The 17,074-nt window shown below is 52.7% G+C and carries 14 protein-coding genes; 6 read left to right on the top strand and 8 right to left on the bottom strand.

Features of this window, described 5'->3' with window-relative positions; genetic code table 11:
* Positions 1 to 17: 17 nt before the first annotated feature.
* On the bottom strand, positions 18 to 695 hold the full coding sequence (phoP, locus tag GE278_13405) for a two-component system response regulator PhoP (protein ID QLK61711.1): 678 nt from the start codon (positions 693 to 695) through the stop codon (positions 18 to 20).
* A 295-nt stretch (positions 696 to 990) separates the two neighbouring features.
* Here phoP and GE278_13400 point away from each other — a divergent pair, with 295 nt between their 5' ends.
* From GE278_13400 to GE278_13390, 3 genes are all read left to right on the top strand, one after another.
* Positions 991 to 2,244 carry an MFS transporter gene (locus GE278_13400; protein ID QLK61710.1) on the top strand — a complete coding sequence of 418 codons (1,254 nt, stop codon included), beginning with the start codon at positions 991 to 993 and terminating at the stop codon, positions 2,242 to 2,244.
* Between the two features lie 61 nt (positions 2,245 to 2,305).
* Positions 2,306 to 3,325, top strand: coding sequence for an ADP-ribosylglycohydrolase family protein (locus GE278_13395; protein ID QLK61709.1), 1,020 nt, complete (start codon positions 2,306 to 2,308; stop codon positions 3,323 to 3,325).
* Complete coding sequence (locus GE278_13390; GenBank protein ID QLK61708.1) at positions 3,322 to 4,293, top strand: kinase; 972 nt, start codon at positions 3,322 to 3,324, stop codon at positions 4,291 to 4,293. Before GE278_13395 ends, GE278_13390 begins: the two co-directional genes overlap by 4 nt.
* Before the next feature lie 9 nt (positions 4,294 to 4,302).
* Here GE278_13390 and GE278_13385 read toward each other — a convergent pair whose 3' ends face one another.
* On the bottom strand, positions 4,303 to 5,064 hold the full coding sequence (locus GE278_13385) for a UTRA domain-containing protein (GenBank protein ID QLK61707.1): 762 nt from the start codon (positions 5,062 to 5,064) through the stop codon (positions 4,303 to 4,305).
* Positions 5,065 to 5,209: 145 nt separating this feature from the next.
* A complete protein-coding gene (locus tag GE278_13380; GenBank protein QLK61706.1) occupies positions 5,210 to 7,582 on the bottom strand; it encodes a beta-glucosidase in 2,373 nt (790 codons plus the stop codon).
* A gap of 310 nt (positions 7,583 to 7,892) precedes the next feature.
* Between GE278_13380 and GE278_13375 the strand changes: the two genes are divergently transcribed.
* Complete coding sequence (locus GE278_13375; GenBank protein ID QLK61705.1) at positions 7,893 to 9,257, top strand: MFS transporter; 1,365 nt, start codon at positions 7,893 to 7,895, stop codon at positions 9,255 to 9,257.
* A gap of 65 nt (positions 9,258 to 9,322) precedes the next feature.
* Here GE278_13375 and purB read toward each other — a convergent pair whose 3' ends face one another.
* The 5 genes from purB to rluE form a co-directional block, all read right to left on the bottom strand.
* Complete coding sequence (gene purB, locus GE278_13370) at positions 9,323 to 10,693, bottom strand: adenylosuccinate lyase (GenBank protein ID QLK61704.1); 1,371 nt, start codon at positions 10,691 to 10,693, stop codon at positions 9,323 to 9,325.
* Positions 10,694 to 10,716: 23 nt separating this feature from the next.
* Positions 10,717 to 11,343, bottom strand: coding sequence for a high frequency lysogenization protein HflD (hflD, locus tag GE278_13365; protein ID QLK61703.1), 627 nt, complete (start codon positions 11,341 to 11,343; stop codon positions 10,717 to 10,719).
* Between the two features lie 191 nt (positions 11,344 to 11,534).
* Positions 11,535 to 12,644 carry a tRNA 2-thiouridine(34) synthase MnmA gene (mnmA, locus tag GE278_13360; protein QLK61702.1) on the bottom strand — a complete coding sequence of 370 codons (1,110 nt, stop codon included), beginning with the start codon at positions 12,642 to 12,644 and terminating at the stop codon, positions 11,535 to 11,537.
* 209 nt (positions 12,645 to 12,853) lie between these two features.
* Entirely contained in the window at positions 12,854 to 13,300 is a 447-nt protein-coding gene (locus GE278_13355; GenBank protein ID QLK61701.1) for an NUDIX domain-containing protein, read from the bottom strand.
* A complete protein-coding gene (gene rluE, locus GE278_13350) occupies positions 13,293 to 13,919 on the bottom strand; it encodes a 23S rRNA pseudouridine(2457) synthase RluE (GenBank protein ID QLK61700.1) in 627 nt (208 codons plus the stop codon). The genes GE278_13355 and rluE overlap by 8 nt, the downstream gene beginning before the upstream one ends.
* A gap of 132 nt (positions 13,920 to 14,051) precedes the next feature.
* Between rluE and GE278_13345 the strand changes: the two genes are divergently transcribed.
* Both GE278_13345 and GE278_13340 read left to right on the top strand, forming a co-directional pair.
* The gene (locus GE278_13345) at positions 14,052 to 15,305 is read left to right on the top strand and encodes an NADP-dependent isocitrate dehydrogenase (GenBank protein ID QLK61699.1); all 1,254 of its coding nucleotides are present in this window, start codon (positions 14,052 to 14,054) and stop codon (positions 15,303 to 15,305) included.
* 241 nt (positions 15,306 to 15,546) lie between these two features.
* On the top strand, positions 15,547 to 17,058 hold the full coding sequence (locus GE278_13340; protein ID QLK61698.1) for a diguanylate cyclase: 1,512 nt from the start codon (positions 15,547 to 15,549) through the stop codon (positions 17,056 to 17,058).
* Positions 17,059 to 17,074: the final 16 nt, after the last annotated feature.

Genomic DNA, 17,074 nt, shown 5'->3' with positions numbered 1-17,074 from the left:
GGCAAGGGGAAGGTGTGTCACTGCGCACGGATGTCGAAACGATATCCCTGTCCTCGAACCGTAGTGATGACATCTTCCGGGTGCTCGGCCTGCAACTTCTTGCGCAAGCGTCCCATCAGCACATCGACGGTATGGCTTTCACGTAGTTCTGCGTCGGGATAAAGCTGAAGCATTAGCGAATCTTTACTCACCACTTTTCCTGCATTACGAATCAGGGTTTCAATGATGGTGTATTCAAATGCGGTCAGTTTGATCGGATTTTCGTTAACGGTCAGTTCACGGCGGGATAAATCGATCTGGAACGGATGCAAGGTAATGACCTGTGACGCCAGACCGCTGTTACGACGCATCAGTGCCTGCATGCGCGCCAGTACTTCTTCCAGATGGAAAGGTTTAGTGACGTAATCATCTGCACCAGCTTCGAGCACGGCGACTTTGTCCTGCCAGCTTTCGCGGGCGGTCAGCACCAGAATCGGCAGATTGGCCTGATGACTGCGCCAGCGGCGGATCAGGCTCAGGCCATCTTCGCCTGGCAACCCGAGATCGACAATCGCGATATCCGGCGCGTGTTCATGCAAAAAATAATCGGCTTCTTTGGCATCTTCAGCGGCATCCACCTGATGACCCATTTCTCTCATCTGAACGGAGAGGTGATGGCGCAGCAGTGCGTTATCTTCAATGACTAAAATTCGCATGGTAATTCCTTATCCTTATGGCGCAGAAGATGGCAAAACATTCTGAGCGTAATTGTAAATGATTCAGAAACATTTTAATCAACCTCACATCAACGTCGTCACCGCAAACCTAAACAAAACCTAAACCAATTATAAACGGCGTTTAAGGTGAGTGGCATAAATTGTGAAGCAGATCGCTGAATAAAACCAAAGGTATCATTAAGGTATTGTAAAGGTATCTTTAGTGCCTGATTTCTCCCGCTGCTTTGGGTGCTTATCGCACCGCACGGGATCCCCATTCAGCAAGGATATAATAATGAAACGTACCCATCTGAAGCTGTCCGTCATGATGTTTATTGAGTGGTTTATCTGGGGGGCGTGGTTTGTGCCGCTCTGGCAATATCTCAATAAACTGGGTTTTACTCCGTCCGAAATTGCATGGTCCTACAGTAGTACGGCAATTGCGGCGATCCTCTCACCGGTGCTGGTGGGTGTGATAGCAGACCGTTACTTTGCTGCCCAAAAGGTGCTGGGCTTGCTGTTGCTGGCCGGTGGTGCGCTGATGGCATTCATCGCACTGCAAACCGATTTTTCAACGTTCTTCCCTCTGCTGGTGGTGTATGCCATCACCTATATGCCGACCGTGGCGCTGACCAACAGCATCGCGTTTGCCAATATCAACGACACTGAAAAAGATTTCCCGCGCATTCGTGTACTCGGTACGCTGGGCTGGATCGCGTCCGGTCTGGTCATTGGCTTTGTGCTGCCGCCGCTGTTCGGCATGGGCAATATTTCTGATACCGGCCTGCCGCTGTGGATCACGGCGATTGCCTCGGTAGTGTTGGGCGTTTACAGCTTCTGGCTGCCGGATACCCCAGCAAAAGGTAAAGGGACAGTGGATATTAAAGCGCTGTTTGGCCTCAATGCGCTGGGTTTGCTGAAAGACCGGTCGTTTGCCATTTTCGCACTGTGCTCGTTTCTGTTTTGTATGCCGCTGGCGTTCTATTACCAGTTTGCTAACGGTTATCTGACCCAGGTTGGATTACCAAATGCTACCGGCTGGATGACGCTTGGTCAGGTCTCCGAAATCTTCGCCATGCTGGCGCTACCGTTCCTGCTAAAACGTTTTGGTATCAAAAAAGTGCTGATGCTGGGTTTCGTCACTGCCGCAATTCGCTACGTCTTCTTCATCTACGGCGGCACGGCAGATGTCTGGGCCTACAGTATGCTTTTCCTCGGTATTTTGCTGCACGGCGTCAGCTACGATTTCTACTTTGTCACCGGCTATATCTACGTCGATAAAAAAGCACCGCCGCATATGCGCACCGCCGCACAGGGCCTGATCACGTTGATCTGTCAAGGGCTCGGCAGCTTTATAGGCAACTGGTTGGGTGGCCGTGCGATGACCACTTTTGCGCTGAGTACACCCAAAAACGGCATGACCTTCGATTGGTTTGCGGTCTGGGGCGTCGGAGCTGCGATGGTGGTGGGTGTGATGCTGCTGTTCCTGCTGTTCTTTAGCGAACGCAGCAAAACCATTACGCCGGTCAGCTTACATCAGCCGTCATAACATTTTCTTTTCACACGGGTCGGGCAGGCTGCCCGCCAAACATTTTATCGGGAGATTTCACATGACACAGCTAAGCCTTGAGAGCCGTATGCTCGGCGCGTTGTACGGACAAATGCTGGGGGATGCGCTGGGTATGCCGTCTGAGCTCTGGCCACGCGCGCGAGTAAAAAAGCATTTTGGCTGGATCGACCGTTTTCTCGATGGCCCGGTGGAAAACAGTGCTGCCTGCTATTTCACCGCTGCACAGTTCACCGACGATACTTCAATGGCGCTGGCGCTCGCCGATGCGCTGCTGGAGGCGAACGGAAGGGTGGTGCCGGAACTGATTGCCCGCAATGTCATCCGCTGGGTCGACAGCTTTGATGCCTTCAACAAAAACATTCTCGGGCCAAGTTCCAAACTGGCGCTGGCGGAGCAGAAGAAGGGCGTGGCAATTGAGGCACTGGAAAACAATGGTGTGACAAATGGCGCGGCGATGCGCGTATCGCCGCTCGGTTGTGTGTTGCCTTCTGCGCCGCTGGAGCATTTCTGCGAGCAGGTGTCGCTCGCATCAAGCCCGACACATAAATCTGATATTGCCGTTGCTGGCGCGGTAGTGATCGCCTGGGCGGTTTCGCGTGCCATAGAAGGTGCGAGCTGGGCGGAGATCCGTCTGGCACTGCCGGATATTGCCAAATATGCCCAGACGCGGCAACCGACCACGTTCAGCGCATCACTGGCGGCGCGCATCGAACTGGCGTTCGCCACCGTCGATAAAGCTGAAGGCACTGAACAGGCCTCCGAAGCTGTGTATCAGCTGATTGGCGCAGGCGTCAGTACCATCGAATCTGTACCTGCCGCGCTGGCGATGGTGGAACTGGCGGGAACCTGCCCGAATCAGTGCGCGCTGCTATGCGCCAATCTCGGCGGCGATACCGACACTATCGGGGCGATGGCGACTGCCATTTGCGGTGCGCTCAACGGTATAGAAGCATTCAGACCTGAATGGTTGGAAGAACTCAAACGGGTGAATCCGCAGGATATGACGCGCTATAGCAGCGCATTTCAGCGCTTCCGTCGGCAGGCACAGGAGGGCGTATGAACCAGGGCCATCGCGAATTACTCCAGACGCTCACGCAGAGCGACTGGTATCAGCAGTCCTCGGTGATGGTCATCGGTGCAGCGGTCATGGATATGGTCGCCCGAGCGGATGCGTTACCGGTGCGCGGTGGCGATATCGCGGCGGATGTCACTGGATTCCATCTCGGTGGCTGTGCGCTGAATATTGCGTTGGGGCTGAAACAACTCGGTATTCATAGCCAAAATCTGCTGCCGGTGGGCGAAGGTATGTGGAGCGATCGCCTGCGCCGGGAAATGGCGGTGCGGAATATCACTTCGGATTTGCAGGTGAGCGGGGCAGATAATGGTTGGTGTCTGGCGCTGGTTGAACCCGACGGAGAGCGTACGTTTATTTCTATCGACGGCGTGGAAAACCAATGGCAGCCCGCGTGGCTGGCGGCGGCCACGCCGGAAGACGGACTGGTGTATGTGTCAGGATATCAGCTGGGCGCAAAACAGGGAACGGTGCTGATCGACTGGCTGGAAACCTTACCGGACGCGGTGCGCCTGGTCGTGGATTTCGGGCCAAGGCTGGATGTGATGCCTAAATCGCGCATCGACCGGGTGATCCGCCCCGGCGTCATCCTGACGCTCAATGAACGCGAAGCCACTTTACTCGGTTTTTCCGGGGACGCTGAGACCTTCTGCCGTGCGTTACACGTAAAAACGCATGAACTGGTGGTGCTGCGCTGCGGCGAACAAGGGAGTTATTACTATGCGTCGGACAGCGATTGCGGCTGGATCGCAGCGCGGAAGATCACGGTGGCCGACAGCATCGGGGCGGGCGATAGCCACTGCGCTGGCTTGCTGGCCGGGTTGTCTCTCGGCCTGACGCATTGGCAAAGCATGACGTTGGCCAACTGCGTGGCGGCCTATGTCGTTTCGCAGACGGGCGGAGACTGTGCACCGACGCTGGTACAGCTGGTCAGTTCGCTGGAAAGTATTGATTAAGGCGCGTGCTCAGTCTTCGCTGATGAACTCGTACATGTCGCTGCGACAAAAACTTTCGCTGTATTCAATTGGGCGGTTTTGACCGTCGAACAGCGTTTGTTTGATGATCAGCAGCGGCATGGGTTCGCTCAGTTGTAAAGCCTGCATCATTTCTGGGTCGGCCATCGCCGCGCTGACCCGGCTTTGCAGAGCGCCAAGTTCGATATTATTACGGTTGAAATAGTCATACAGAGAAACGCCGATATCCTGCACGTCGCCAATGGCTGCCATGATCACGTAGGAAACCGCCACTGACATCGGGCGCGTATCGATGTAATGAATACGCTTGAGCATGTACACCGGCGTACCTTCAGTGACCGCCAGTCTGCTGGCAATTAGCGCTGAGGCCGAGATCTGATCGCGGCTGATCCACAACGTATCGGGCTTGCGGCCCTGCAACATCACCTCGCGCGAGAATCCTTTCATGTCGGCCAGCGAATAAGACAGTTTGGCATCACTGGTTTTTTTAATGAACGTGCCGTAACCACGCGAACGGCCAATGTGTCCGTCTTCTTCCAACTTTGAAAGCGCCTTGCGCACGGTGATACGTGAGATGCCCAGCGCTTCGGTGAACTGACGCTCGCTTGGCAGAAAATCGCCGTCCTGCAAAATGCCCGCTTCCAGCGCCTGACGTACCGATTCGTTAAAGCACAAATACAGCGGCATCGTGCCGGTCTGCGCCAGATCGATTTTCAGTTTTTCCAGCACCTGCTGGTTGGTATCCATGCTCATTCGGGCTGTTCCTGATTGCGGTAATGGCCTCTATTTTAGAAGGAAGCAGAATTTTTGCAGTGACAATTTACACGCAGGGCTCATTTAACCTGCGCAGTTCAGAAGAACGGGAAACGCTTAAGACTTTCCTAAACGTTCTGCCCCATTAGTATCTGGCGTTGCAATGGCTTTCCATCCGCCATTTTTTCTCCAATTCGCGTACTTCGCCCGTGACTTCGACCATACCCTGACTGCGGATATCGCCGCTGGACGCGCCAATGCGAATGTCGAATTCGCCGGGTTCGACCACGCGTTGTCCGCTGCGTTGAGTGAAATTCAGCATATCAGTCGGAATGGTGAACGTCAGTTCGACACTTTGACCCGGTGCCAAATGTACGCGCCGGAAGGCTTTCAGCTCCACAACGGGGCGAACCTGCGAGGCTACGCGGTCACGGACATATACCTGTACCACCTCGCTCCCTTCCCGACAGCCGATGTTGGTGACGGTAATTTTAGCCACCACATTCCCATTGAGTGACTGCACCTTCGTCTGGTCAAAGATCAGATCGCCGTAAGCGAAAGTCGTCCACGTTTTGCCGTACCCAAACGGATAACGTGAGCCAAAGTGGAAGGCATAAGGCGTACCGCCGCTCTTGAGTTTGTGATTGTAGTAATAAGGCATCGCGCCCGCGCTATGAGGGACGGAGATCACTAAGCGCCCGGCCGGTTCGCGTACGCCCGTCAGGACATCGGCTATCGCATAGCCGCCTTCCTGACCCGGAGCCCATGCCATAACCAGCGCCGCTACCCGATCTTCCAGCCCGCCCAGGTTATACGGGCGTCCACCGGTCATTACCACTACCACCGGTTTTCCGGTTTCGACTACCGCTTCCAGCAGTTGTTGCTGGACGCCGGGCAGTTGCAGGCTATCCGTGTCCGAACCTTCCCCGACGGTGCCACTTTGGAAGAGTCCGGCGAGATCGCCGACAAATACCAGCGCGACATCACATTGTTTGGCTACGTCAACGGCATCGGCAATCAGGCTGGTATCCTGAGACACCGGTGAGGTTTGCATCGCTTTTCCTGCATCCCCAGGAAAGACCGGCGCGCCCGCGACGCGTTTCTCAATGATGTGACAACCTTTGGCGTAGCGCACGGATTGGGTGCCCAGGCGCTGCTGTAAAGCCTGCAATGGTGTCACTACCTGTGAGGCGCTGTCTTGTATATCGCTGATGATCAGATGAACAGGGAAGCTGTAGCCGCTCAACAGCGCGAGCGGATCGTCTGCCGTCGGCCCGATGACTGCCAGGCTCTGCTGGCCATGTAGAGGCAACACGCCGTTATTTTCCAGCATCGTAATGGAATTGACGGCTGCCTCATAAGCCAGTTCGCGAGTTTCCGGAGTCTGTAGCGCGATGGCATGTTCATCGGTATAAGGGTGTTCAAACAGCCCGAGACGGAATTTCTCCAGCAAGATACGCCCGACGATTTCGTCGATTTTTGCCATTGAGATCAGACCCTGTTCAACGGCCTCAGCCAGATGGCGGGCGCAGTCATCTTTGGGGAGTTCGATATCCAGACCGGCATTGAAGGCCAGCGCGGCGGATTCTGTCGCATTGCGACTGACGCCGTGATGTTGATGTAACAGGCTGACGCCGCCGTAGTCCGCCACAATCAGGCCATCAAAGCCCCATTGTTCACGCAAAAGCGTGGTCATCAGGAACGCATCGGAATGGCCGGGCTGATTATCAATGTCGTGATAAGCAGGCATCACGGAACCGGCGTTTGCCAGTTTGACCGCCATTTCGAATGGCAGCAGGAAAGTATCATTCAGTTCGCTAAAACCCAGATGCACCGGCGCATGGTTGCGCGCGCCTTCGCTAAATGAATGGCCGACGTAATGTTTCAGCGTCGCCAGCACATCACGTTTTTCCCCCTGCAAACCCTGCACAAAGCGGGTCGCCATTACGCCGACCAGATAAGGATCTTCACCAAAGGTTTCTTCGGTTCGTCCCCAGCGTACATCGCGCGAGACATCCAGCACTGGCGCTAACCCCTGGCGGCAACCAGTGCTGCGCGCTTCGTCGCCAATAGCGGCAGCGACGCGCTGCATTAAATCCGGATCCCATGTGGAGGCATAGTTCAGCGGAGATGGAAACAGCGTGGCGTCTTTGCAAAGCAGGCCGACCAGACACTCCTCATGAAATAGTGCCGGAATACCCAGCCGTGTTTCTTCCAATAAGGTTTTTTGCAGACGATTGAGCGCGCGGACGCCTTCTTTCGCCTCGACAATGTGCGTTCCCAGCGGTCGGGTAATCTGTCCGATGCCCCGTTTTAGTCGCTCGCTGAGTGCCACCTGCTTTGTTACGCCGGCAAATTCGTCGCTCAGATCGGTGCGTTCACGGTGCTGCCCATCGGCAGACAAAATAAGCCAGAAAGCGTGCATCTGGGCGAATTTTTCTTCCGGCGTCATTCGCAGCAGTAAATCGGCAGCGCGCTCGTGCGCCGTGCGGTGGGCATCCTTATAAATGGCAGACATGTTTTCCCCGTTTAAGTTTGACCATCCGCACCAGGGCGCGGAGTTGTTTTAAGATCTCCAATACTGGTTGTGAATAGTCACTTCAACAATTGCTGTATTCCCCAGGTACTTTATGTTTTTTTGTTTTATCGCGTAAATGTGATGTGGCTCGAATATATACATATCGCACCCGGCAAAAGGCAGGAATAAGCCGTGCTTGCGTCACATTTGATTAAAAGCGTAAGACATAAATTAAAAATCAGAATACCCCGTACCATCGCCAACAATTATAAAGACTGCGGAATTCAAATTTAAACATAAAGGTGAATGCATGTCGGCGTTAACTGAACGGATCACCAACAAAGAAAAACTGGGTTTTGGATTAGGCGACGCAGCAAGTCATATCGTTTTTGATTCTTCCGTTGCCATTCTGGCGTACTTCTATACCAACATTTACGGGCTTTCTCCTGCTGTGATGGGGACGTTATTCTTAGTAGTAAGAATTTTAGATGCCATTACTGACCCGATTATGGGGGCGATTGCCGATCAGACCAAAAGCCGCTGGGGGCGTTTCCGTCCATGGTTACTAATTATTTGTGTGCCGTTTGCCGTGAGCTGCGTACTGGTATATTCGACGCCAGATTTTGGACAAACCGCAAAAATTGTTTACGCCGTGCTGGCTTACATCTTCATGACCATCATGTATACGGCTATTAATATTCCTTATTGTTCCCTGGGTGCGGCGATCACGGCTGACCCGCAGGACAACCTGTCGTTACAGTCCTGGCGCTTTGCCATTGCGCCAATAGGCGGCGCGATGGGGACGGCGTTAATCCTGCCACTGGCGGACTTTATCGCACCGGGTGACCGCGCAACGGGGATGCAGTGGGCGATGGGGATTTTCGGTTTGATTGGTTGCCTGATGTTCCTGACTTGCTTCCTTACCACCCGCGAGCGTATTACACCGGTCAAAGAAGAGAATATGAATATCCTGCGAGATGTCCGTATTCTGATGAAAAATGATCAGTGGCGCATTCTCTCTGTTTATAACCTCGCCATGTTGTGCGGTGTCGTTGTCCGCGGAAGTTTATTAGTGTATTTCGTGCAATATGTCCTGCATCAGGGCAGCGGTATTATTTCTATCTTCATGCTGGCAACTACGGTTGCGGCGGTTATTGGCAGCTTATTCGCTAAGTCTCTGGGTTCATGGATGTGTAAAATCCGTGCTTCCGTATGGGTCAACATATTAAGTGCGCTGGTCGGTTTATTATTCCTTATTCTTCCAACGGAATATTGGATCCCTGCGTTTATCGTGCATATTGTTCTTAATCTCTTGCAAGGCATTAATGCACCGTTACAGTGGTCAATGATTACGGATGCCAATAATTACGGCGAATGGAAAACCCAGCGCCGTATTACGGGTATGAATATCGCGGCGAATATTTTTGTTATTAAACTTGGCGTGGCAATTGGTGGCGCATTGACAGGATGGGGGTTAGCGTGGTTTGGTTATCAGGCCGGTGTGGAACAACAATCGGCTGAGGCTGTACGCGGTGTTCTGATTCTTTTTACTGTGCTGCCCGCTATTTTCTATCTGATTACGGCGTTCTCTATCCGCTATTACCGTTTAACTGAAGACCGGATGAACGACATTATTGGCGATTTGCGTCAGAGCAAATTCCAGACACAGAGTTAAGCATTAAAGAGTGAAGCGTACACAGACGCGCCGCGTTTCGCAGGCGCGTCTGTGAAAGGTAACGATTACTCGAGCTCATCAACCATTTTGGTCGCACGGCCAATGTAGTTACCCGGTGTCATGGCTTTCAGGCGCACCTTCTCTTCTTCCGGTAATTCCAGAGAATCGATAAATGTCTGCATGCCCGCTGCGTCAACACGTTTGCCACGGGTCAGTTCTTTCAGCTTCTCGTAAGGTTTCTCGATGCCATAACGACGCATCACGGTCTGGATAGGCTCAGCCAGTACTTCCCAGTTGTGATCCAGTTCGTTTGCCAGATTCGCTTCGTTCACTTCCAGCTTGCTGACGCCTTTCATGGTTGCCTGATAAGCAATCAGAGCGTAGCCCAGACCGACGCCCAGGTTACGCAGCACGGTGGAATCCGTCAGGTCGCGCTGCCAGCGGGAAACCGGCAGTTTGCTCGCCAGATGCTGCAATACCGCGTTAGACAAGCCAAGGTTGCCTTCGGAGTTTTCGAAGTCTATCGGGTTAACTTTGTGCGGCATGGTGGATGAACCGATTTCGCCAGCAATGGTGCGCTGTTTGAAGTGATTCAGGGCAATGTAGCCCCAGATGTCGCGGTCAAAGTCGATCAGAATGGTGTTGAAACGGGCAACGCAGTCAAACAGCTCGGCGATGTAGTCATGCGGCTCGATTTGTGTGGTGTATGGGTTCCAGGTTACGCCCAGTGAAGTGACGAATTCTTCGCTGAACTGATGCCAGTCCACTTCCGGGTAAGCCACGATGTGGGCATTATAGTTGCCAACGGCGCCGTTGATTTTGCCAAGGATTTCCACATTTCCCAGCTGCTTAAACTGGCGATCCATGCGGTAAGCGACGTTAGCCAGCTCTTTACCGATGGTGGATGGTGTAGCAGGCTGGCCGTGAGTACGGGACAGTAACGGAATGTCGCGGTATTTGTGCGCCAGACCTTTCACGGCATCGATGATTTGTTTCCAGTACGGCAAGACGACATCCTGACGGGCGGTTTGCAGCATCAAAGCGTGAGACAGGTTGTTGATGTCTTCGGAGGTACAGGCGAAGTGGATGAACTCAGACACCGCATGCAGGGCAGGGATAGTGGCCACTTTTTCTTTCAGAAAATACTCAACCGCTTTCACGTCATGGTTGGTGGTTTTCTCGATATCTTTAATGCGCTGAGCGTCATTAACATCGAAATTGGCCACTAACTGGTCAAGGAAAGCGTTTGCGTCGGCATCAAAAGCAGGAACTTCCTTAATTTCTGCACAGGCGGCCAGTTTTTGCAGCCAACGTACTTCAACCTGCACACGAAATTTCAGCAGGCCAAATTCGCTGAAAATAGTACGCAGCGCGCTGACTTTATCACCGTAGCGTCCATCAACGGGGGAAACGGCGGTCAGTGAGGATAATTCCATCGGTAGCAACTCCTGGGATCTTATTAACAATGAGCGAGAATATTTTTCGCCTGTTCAAACAAGCGATTACGGGAAAACATTAATTGCAAACGACCACCGCCAACCTGATGCCAGAGTACCGCGGAGCGGATACCTGCCAGTAAAATGGCGCGGACTTTGGACTGAACCTGCGAATTTTGTAAGATAGCCGGTGAGCCGGTGACCTGAATACGCGGACCTGCAGGGCTGACAACGTCGACATAAATTGAAGCCAGGGAACTTATCATGGTGTCGGATTCGAGCTCATAATGCGCCAGCTGGCGATCGAGCTGATCAATACGTTCACCCAACTTATTCATGGCCGATTTATTGGCGTACAGCTTGCGTTCGAGCACCATCAGGCTTAACGCGTAGCGCGTTAACTCAGCGCCCGGCCCCTGACGGTTGGCGTTCAGCACGCCTAGCAGCGTTTCCAGTCCCATCTTTAAATTGGCTTCATTATTACCGTACACCGCCAGCGTGGAAGCCGGATTCATCTCCAGCAGGCTGCGCAGCGAAACTGACATTTCTTCCTGAGCGCATTGGCCGTCGTGTGCCAGTTGCTGAACCAGGCGTGCTGCCTGACAGATCCCCGCCAATGCCAGCGTAATGTCATAATAATTTTTAGCCACGTTTACTCCTGTAAGCGTTTTCGAAACGATGAGACGCGGTGCCAAAGAAAATAGCCCAAACTAATGGCGACAGATCATGCCATAAAACTGCCTCTAAACACAGTTCGGAATCAGCGCAGATGCCACTTACGGGTAGAAATAAAGCGGGACGCCCGAAAGCGTCCCTTATTCAACCACCCGAATGCGCAGTATCAGACCTGAAGTGGCAGACGTTGCTCAATGACGCCACCACCCAGACAGATTTCACCGAGGTAAAACACCGCAGACTGGCCGGGAGTCACGGCGGCCACGGGGGCATCGAAACGTACTTCGATGCGGTCTTCACCCAGTGGCGTGACTACGCAGGGGATGTCCTGCTGGCGGTAGCGGGTTTTCACCGTGCAGGTCAGCGGGGCGGTCAGCGTTTTGCGGTCAACCCAGTGCAGTTGCTGCGCAATCAAACCGACGGACATCAGTCGCGGATGTTCATGGCCCTGTGCCACATACAGAATATTGTTTTCTACATCCTTTTCAACGGTGTACCACGGCTCCTCGCCGCCGTCTTTCTGCCCGCCAATGCCCAGCCCCTTACGCTGACCGAGCGTGTGGTACATCAGACCCTGATGCTGCCCCATCACCTGACCGTCAACGCTTTTAATCACACCCGGTTGCGCCGGTAAATAGCGGCCGAGAAAATCGCGGAATTTACGCTCACCGATAAAACAGATACCGGTGGAGTCTTTCTTCTTCGCTGTGATTAAATCCAGGTCTTCCGCGATACGGCGGACTTCCGGTTTTTCCAGTTCACCGACCGGGAACAGGCTTTGCGCAACCTGCTCATGGCCAAGCGTGTAAAGAAAATAACTTTGATCTTTGTTGCCATCGACGCCGCGCAGCAAATGGCTGACACCGTCGATATCCTGGCGGCGCACGTAATGACCGGTGGCGATATAATCGGCACCCAGATCTTCAGCGGCAAATTCCAGGAAGGCTTTAAATTTGATCTCTTTGTTGCACAGGATATCCGGATTTGGCGTGCGTCCGGCTTTATATTCCTCAAGGAATAATTCGAACACGTTGTCCCAATATTCCGCCGCGAAATTCACGGTGTGCAGTTTCATACCCAGCTTATCGCACACGGCCTGCGCATCGGCGAGGTCAGTGGCAGCTGTGCAATACTCTTCGTCGTCATCCTCTTCCCAATTTTTCATGAAGAGGCCCTCGACCTGATAACCCTGCTGTTGCAGAAGGTAAGCAGATACGGAGGAATCGACACCGCCGGACATCCCGACGATCACTTTTTTCTGGCTGTTGTCAGACATAATAGTCCCGAAACATAGGAATTTATTGCCCGGTGCTGACGGTGTTTTTTCTGATGCTTGTCCCACGAGGATGAAGGCCGCGCGCAACAAAAACACCGCAGAAACCCAGACATCGGTTTACTCGGTAAAAAAGAACGCGCGAAATTTTATCACGTCAGGCCGGTTGCTGCATCGCTGATTCATAAGACAGCAACAACCGGCACAGAAGGTTATTCCGGCAGATTGAAATTGTGCAGGATTTCCAGAGGGTAACGCGGGGATTGCTGATAACAGCGGATGCTTTCGGCCACCAGCGGTGAGCGCAGTTGTGCGGAGCCGATAATGTCTTCGGCGCTTACCCAGCGGCACTGATCGATATCGTCATCCTGTGGCGCGGTGTCCAGCATTTCGGGCAGGTCGATGACGAACGCGAAACGCAGGAAGGGTGTGCCGTCCGGTGCCTGCCACTGATGCAGGCCGAGAAAAGATTGTGGCTCGGCGTGGATCCCGGTTTCTTCATACAGCTCGCGCTTTGCGGCGCTGACTAAGGTTTCATCAGCTTCAAGATGCCCGGCAGGTTGGTTCCAGGTAACTTTGCCGTGGACCGTTTCTTCGACGACCAGAAATTTGCCCTGCGCCTGCACCACGCAGGCAACGGTAACGTGTGGTTTAAACATGTGGGACTTCCTTCCATTGTCCGGGTTGTAAATCGCCTAGGGTGTACTCGCCCATGCTGTAACGGACAAGACGCAGCGTCGGAAAACCAACGTGTGCCGTCATGCGGCGCACCTGGCGGTTTCTGCCCTCATACAACGTGATTTTCAGCCACGTCGTGGGGATCGCTTTACGCTCACGGATGGGCGGATTGCGCGGCCATAACCAGTCTGGCTCATCAACAATTTCTGCATCTGCGGGCAGAGTAGGGCCATCTTTGAGCTCAATCCCGTCACGCAAGGCCGCCACAGCAGCGTCATCCGGTACGCCCTCGACCTGAACATAATAAATCTTGCCGGTGCGCTTTCCCGGTTGTGTCAGCGCAGCCTGCAGTTTGCCATCGTTGGTCAGCACCAGTAAACCTTCACTGTCGCGGTCCAGTCGGCCTGCGGCATACACGTCTGTTAACGGAATGTAATCCTTCAGTGTCGCCCGACCCGCTTCATCAGTGAATTGTGGCAGTACATCGAACGGTTTATTGAAGAGAATCACCTTTCTCGGCCCTTTTGAGGCAGATTGTTCTTTGGCAGGCCGTTTGCTGAAACGTTTAACGTTGTGATTTCTAAAAGATAGCGGGTTCATAGGCATTGAAGTTAGAGAGAATTAGCGCATTATACTTGAAAAATGTTTCGGATTGGCTAGCGGGAAATATTCGAGTAGTATCGACCGGCATCTTACAAATTTTTAACAAAAATGCGCTCGAAGGAGAGGTTAATGGAAAGCAAAGTAGTTGTTCCGGCTGAAGGTAAAAAGATTACAGTAGACGCTCAGGGTAAACTGGTCATTCCTAATAATCCTGTGATCCCATTCATCGAAGGTGATGGTATCGGCGTTGACGTGACTCCAGCCATGATCAAGGTTGTTGATGCGGCAGTTCAGAAAGCCTACAAAGGTGAGCGTAAAATCTCCTGGATGGAAATCTACACCGGCGAGAAATCAGTAGAACTGTACGGCAAAGACGTATGGCTGCCAGAAGAGACGCTGGACCTGATCCGTGATTACCGTGTTGCTATCAAAGGCCCACTGACTACGCCAGTTGGCGGCGGCATTCGCTCCCTGAACGTGGCACTTCGCCAGCAGCTCGATCTGTACATCTGTCTGCGTCCGGTGCGTTATTACACCGGCACGCCAAGCCCGGTAAAACGTCCAGAAGATACCGATATGGTGATCTTCCGTGAAAACTCCGAAGATATCTACGCTGGTATCGAATGGAAAGCCGGTTCTGCTGAAGCCGACAAAGTGATTAAATTCCTGCAAGACGAAATGGGCGTGAAGAAAATCCGTTTCCCACAGGAATGCGGTATCGGCATCAAACCTTGCTCCGAAGAAGGCACCAAACGTCTGGTTCGTGCAGCCATTGAGTACACCATCACTAACGATCGTGATTCACTGACTCTGGTTCACAAAGGTAACATCATGAAGTTCACCGAAGGTGCTTTCAAGGACTGGGGCTACCAGCTGGCGCGCGAAGAGTTCGGCGGTGAGCTGATTGACGGCGGCCCTTGGGTGAAAATCAAGAACCCAAACAACGGCAAAGACATCATTATTAAAGATGTGATTGCTGACGCCTTCCTGCAACAGATTCTGCTGCGTCCTGCTGAATACGACGTTATCGCCTGTATGAACCTGAACGGTGACTACATCTCCGACGCCCTGGCTGCACAAGTAGGCGGCATCGGTATCGCACCGGGCGCAAACATCGGTTCTGATTGCGCATTGTTCGAAGCCACTCACGGTACTGCACCGAAATATGCCGGCCAGGACAAAGTGAACCCAGGTTCCATCATTCTGTCCGCAGAAATGATGCTGCGTCATATGGAATGGTTCGAAGCCGCAGACCTGATCGTTAAAGGCATGGAAGGCGCTATCGCCAACAAAACTGTGACTTACGATTTCGAACGTCTGATGGAAGGCGCTAAGCTACGCAAATGTAGCGAGTTTGCCGACGACATGATCGCAAATATGTAAGTGAAGTATAATCAGGCAGTTGCTGTCTGATTGACGTTATGAGAGGGAGCCTGAGGGTTCCCTTTTTTTATTTCACAATCAGCGACTTGCTGTTTATTTTTTCAGCCTCTTGTACATCCGGGCTACGGGTGTTAAATATGAGCCACTTTTTTGACAGTGGATTGAATTTTCGTTGCGCTCACTCCTATCGCACTCTTTGTTTCGTATCGATCTTCGACGCCTGATCCTGAGCTTAGCTGTAATGAGCGCCTTCGTGACGCTGGCGAACAGTTTTTATGCCAGCTACAGCGTGCAGCGTCAGTTGTTGATCGACAATACGCTCGAAGAGAACCGTGTTTACGCTGCAAAACTGGCGGCCAGCACCGAACAGTTTTTGAAAAGCATGCAAAAGCAGCTCGCATACAGCAGTGTTATCGCGGCGAGTCACTTTGACGATCCCAAAGTTCTTCAAGCCGAAACGGCTCGTTTGAAGTATCAGACCGACAGCTTTAACTCGGTGGTGATTACTAATGCCAAAGGGAAAATTCTCGCGACATCGCCTGACAGTCTGCAACTGATTGGGCAAACGCTGAATACGCCAGGCGCGCTGGAAGCTCTGAAACAACGCCGTGCGATGATCAGTAAACCCTATATCTCGCTGGCTAAAAATCTGGTGATCATTATCTCCACACCGATCATCAATGCGCGGGGGGAATACCTCGGTTATATCGGCGGCACCATTTATTTGCGACAGAAAAGTATTCTGAATGAACTGCTGGGTGAGCATTATTATCGCGATGGCTCTTATATTGCCGTTCTCGATAATGAACGCCGGATCCTGTATCACCCGGATGCTAACCGTATTGGGGAAGTGGTGAAGCCGCGCCCGCTGACGGATGCCGCAAAAAATAATGCGAATGGCAGCCTGATGGTCACTAATCTGGCAGGGCAGCCAATGCTGGCAGGCTTTGCGGTGGTTCCATCGTCCGGATGGGAAATTGTCACACAAAGACCAACAGATTCGACGCTTAAACCGCTTGAAGGCCTGATGTTTAAAGTCCTGAGGCATCTGACGCCGCTGGCATTAGTGACGTTACTGGTTGTCTGGTTATTCTCGCGTTTGATCGCCCGACCGTTATGGCTGCTGGCGCGAAGCGCTAATGAGATGGATAAGCCCGATGTTTCTACTAACATCCGCGAAATCCCCTCATGGTATTTTGAATCGACACAGTTAAAACGTGCTTTGCTGATTGGTATTAATCTTTTGCAAAAGAAAATCGGCAAGCTCAAGTTCGAAACACAGACCGATCCGATGACCGGTTTGTTCAATCGCCGCGGGCTGGCAATGACGCTTGAAACGGTAGTGCAACTGCGCCAGCAGTTTGCGGCGATAACACTGGATATCGATCATTTTAAGTCGATCAATGATTCCTACGGACATGATATTGGTGATGAAGTGATCAAATCCCTGGCTGAACAGATTCGACATAACGCGCGTGAAAGCGATATTTTATGTCGCGTGGGTGGGGAGGAATTCCTGGTTCTGCTGCCGGGCACCCAGCTGGCTGAGGCTGAAATGATTGCTGAACGCCTGCGTGAAAATGTGGAAACGCTGGTGTTGCCAGGCATACGGCCAATCACGATTTCCCTTGGCGTGGCGTACTGGAATCAGCTACAGGGTGAACCTGAAAAAGCGCTGAAAAGGGCGGATGAAGCGCTTTATCGTGCCAAGCAAGAAGGCCGTAACCGCGTAGTCGTCTCTCAAAAAGAGTAGCGTTGCCTCACCCTCA

This window comes from Enterobacteriaceae bacterium Kacie_13 (assembly GCA_013457415.1).
GTDB lineage: Bacteria > Pseudomonadota > Gammaproteobacteria > Enterobacterales > Enterobacteriaceae > Rahnella.
Note: the sequence above shows the minus strand (reverse complement) of the source record. Positions and strands in the feature narration are given on the sequence as shown.

Coding starts and splice junctions, on each gene's coding strand:
- phoP (QLK61711.1), bottom strand. CDS start 695: ATGCGAATTTTAGTCATTGAAGATAACGCACTGCTGCGCCATCACCTC.
- GE278_13400 (QLK61710.1), top strand. CDS start 991: ATGAAACGTACCCATCTGAAGCTGTCCGTCATGATGTTTATTGAGTGG.
- GE278_13395 (QLK61709.1), top strand. CDS start 2,306: ATGACACAGCTAAGCCTTGAGAGCCGTATGCTCGGCGCGTTGTACGGA.
- GE278_13390 (QLK61708.1), top strand. CDS start 3,322: ATGAACCAGGGCCATCGCGAATTACTCCAGACGCTCACGCAGAGCGAC.
- GE278_13385 (QLK61707.1), bottom strand. CDS start 5,064: ATGAGCATGGATACCAACCAGCAGGTGCTGGAAAAACTGAAAATCGAT.
- GE278_13380 (QLK61706.1), bottom strand. CDS start 7,582: ATGTCTGCCATTTATAAGGATGCCCACCGCACGGCGCACGAGCGCGCT.
- GE278_13375 (QLK61705.1), top strand. CDS start 7,893: ATGTCGGCGTTAACTGAACGGATCACCAACAAAGAAAAACTGGGTTTT.
- purB (QLK61704.1), bottom strand. CDS start 10,693: ATGGAATTATCCTCACTGACCGCCGTTTCCCCCGTTGATGGACGCTAC.
- mnmA (QLK61702.1), bottom strand. CDS start 12,644: ATGTCTGACAACAGCCAGAAAAAAGTGATCGTCGGGATGTCCGGCGGT.
- GE278_13355 (QLK61701.1), bottom strand. CDS start 13,300: ATGTTTAAACCACACGTTACCGTTGCCTGCGTGGTGCAGGCGCAGGGC.
- rluE (QLK61700.1), bottom strand. CDS start 13,919: ATGAACCCGCTATCTTTTAGAAATCACAACGTTAAACGTTTCAGCAAA.
- GE278_13345 (QLK61699.1), top strand. CDS start 14,052: ATGGAAAGCAAAGTAGTTGTTCCGGCTGAAGGTAAAAAGATTACAGTA.
- GE278_13340 (QLK61698.1), top strand. CDS start 15,547: ATGAGCGCCTTCGTGACGCTGGCGAACAGTTTTTATGCCAGCTACAGC.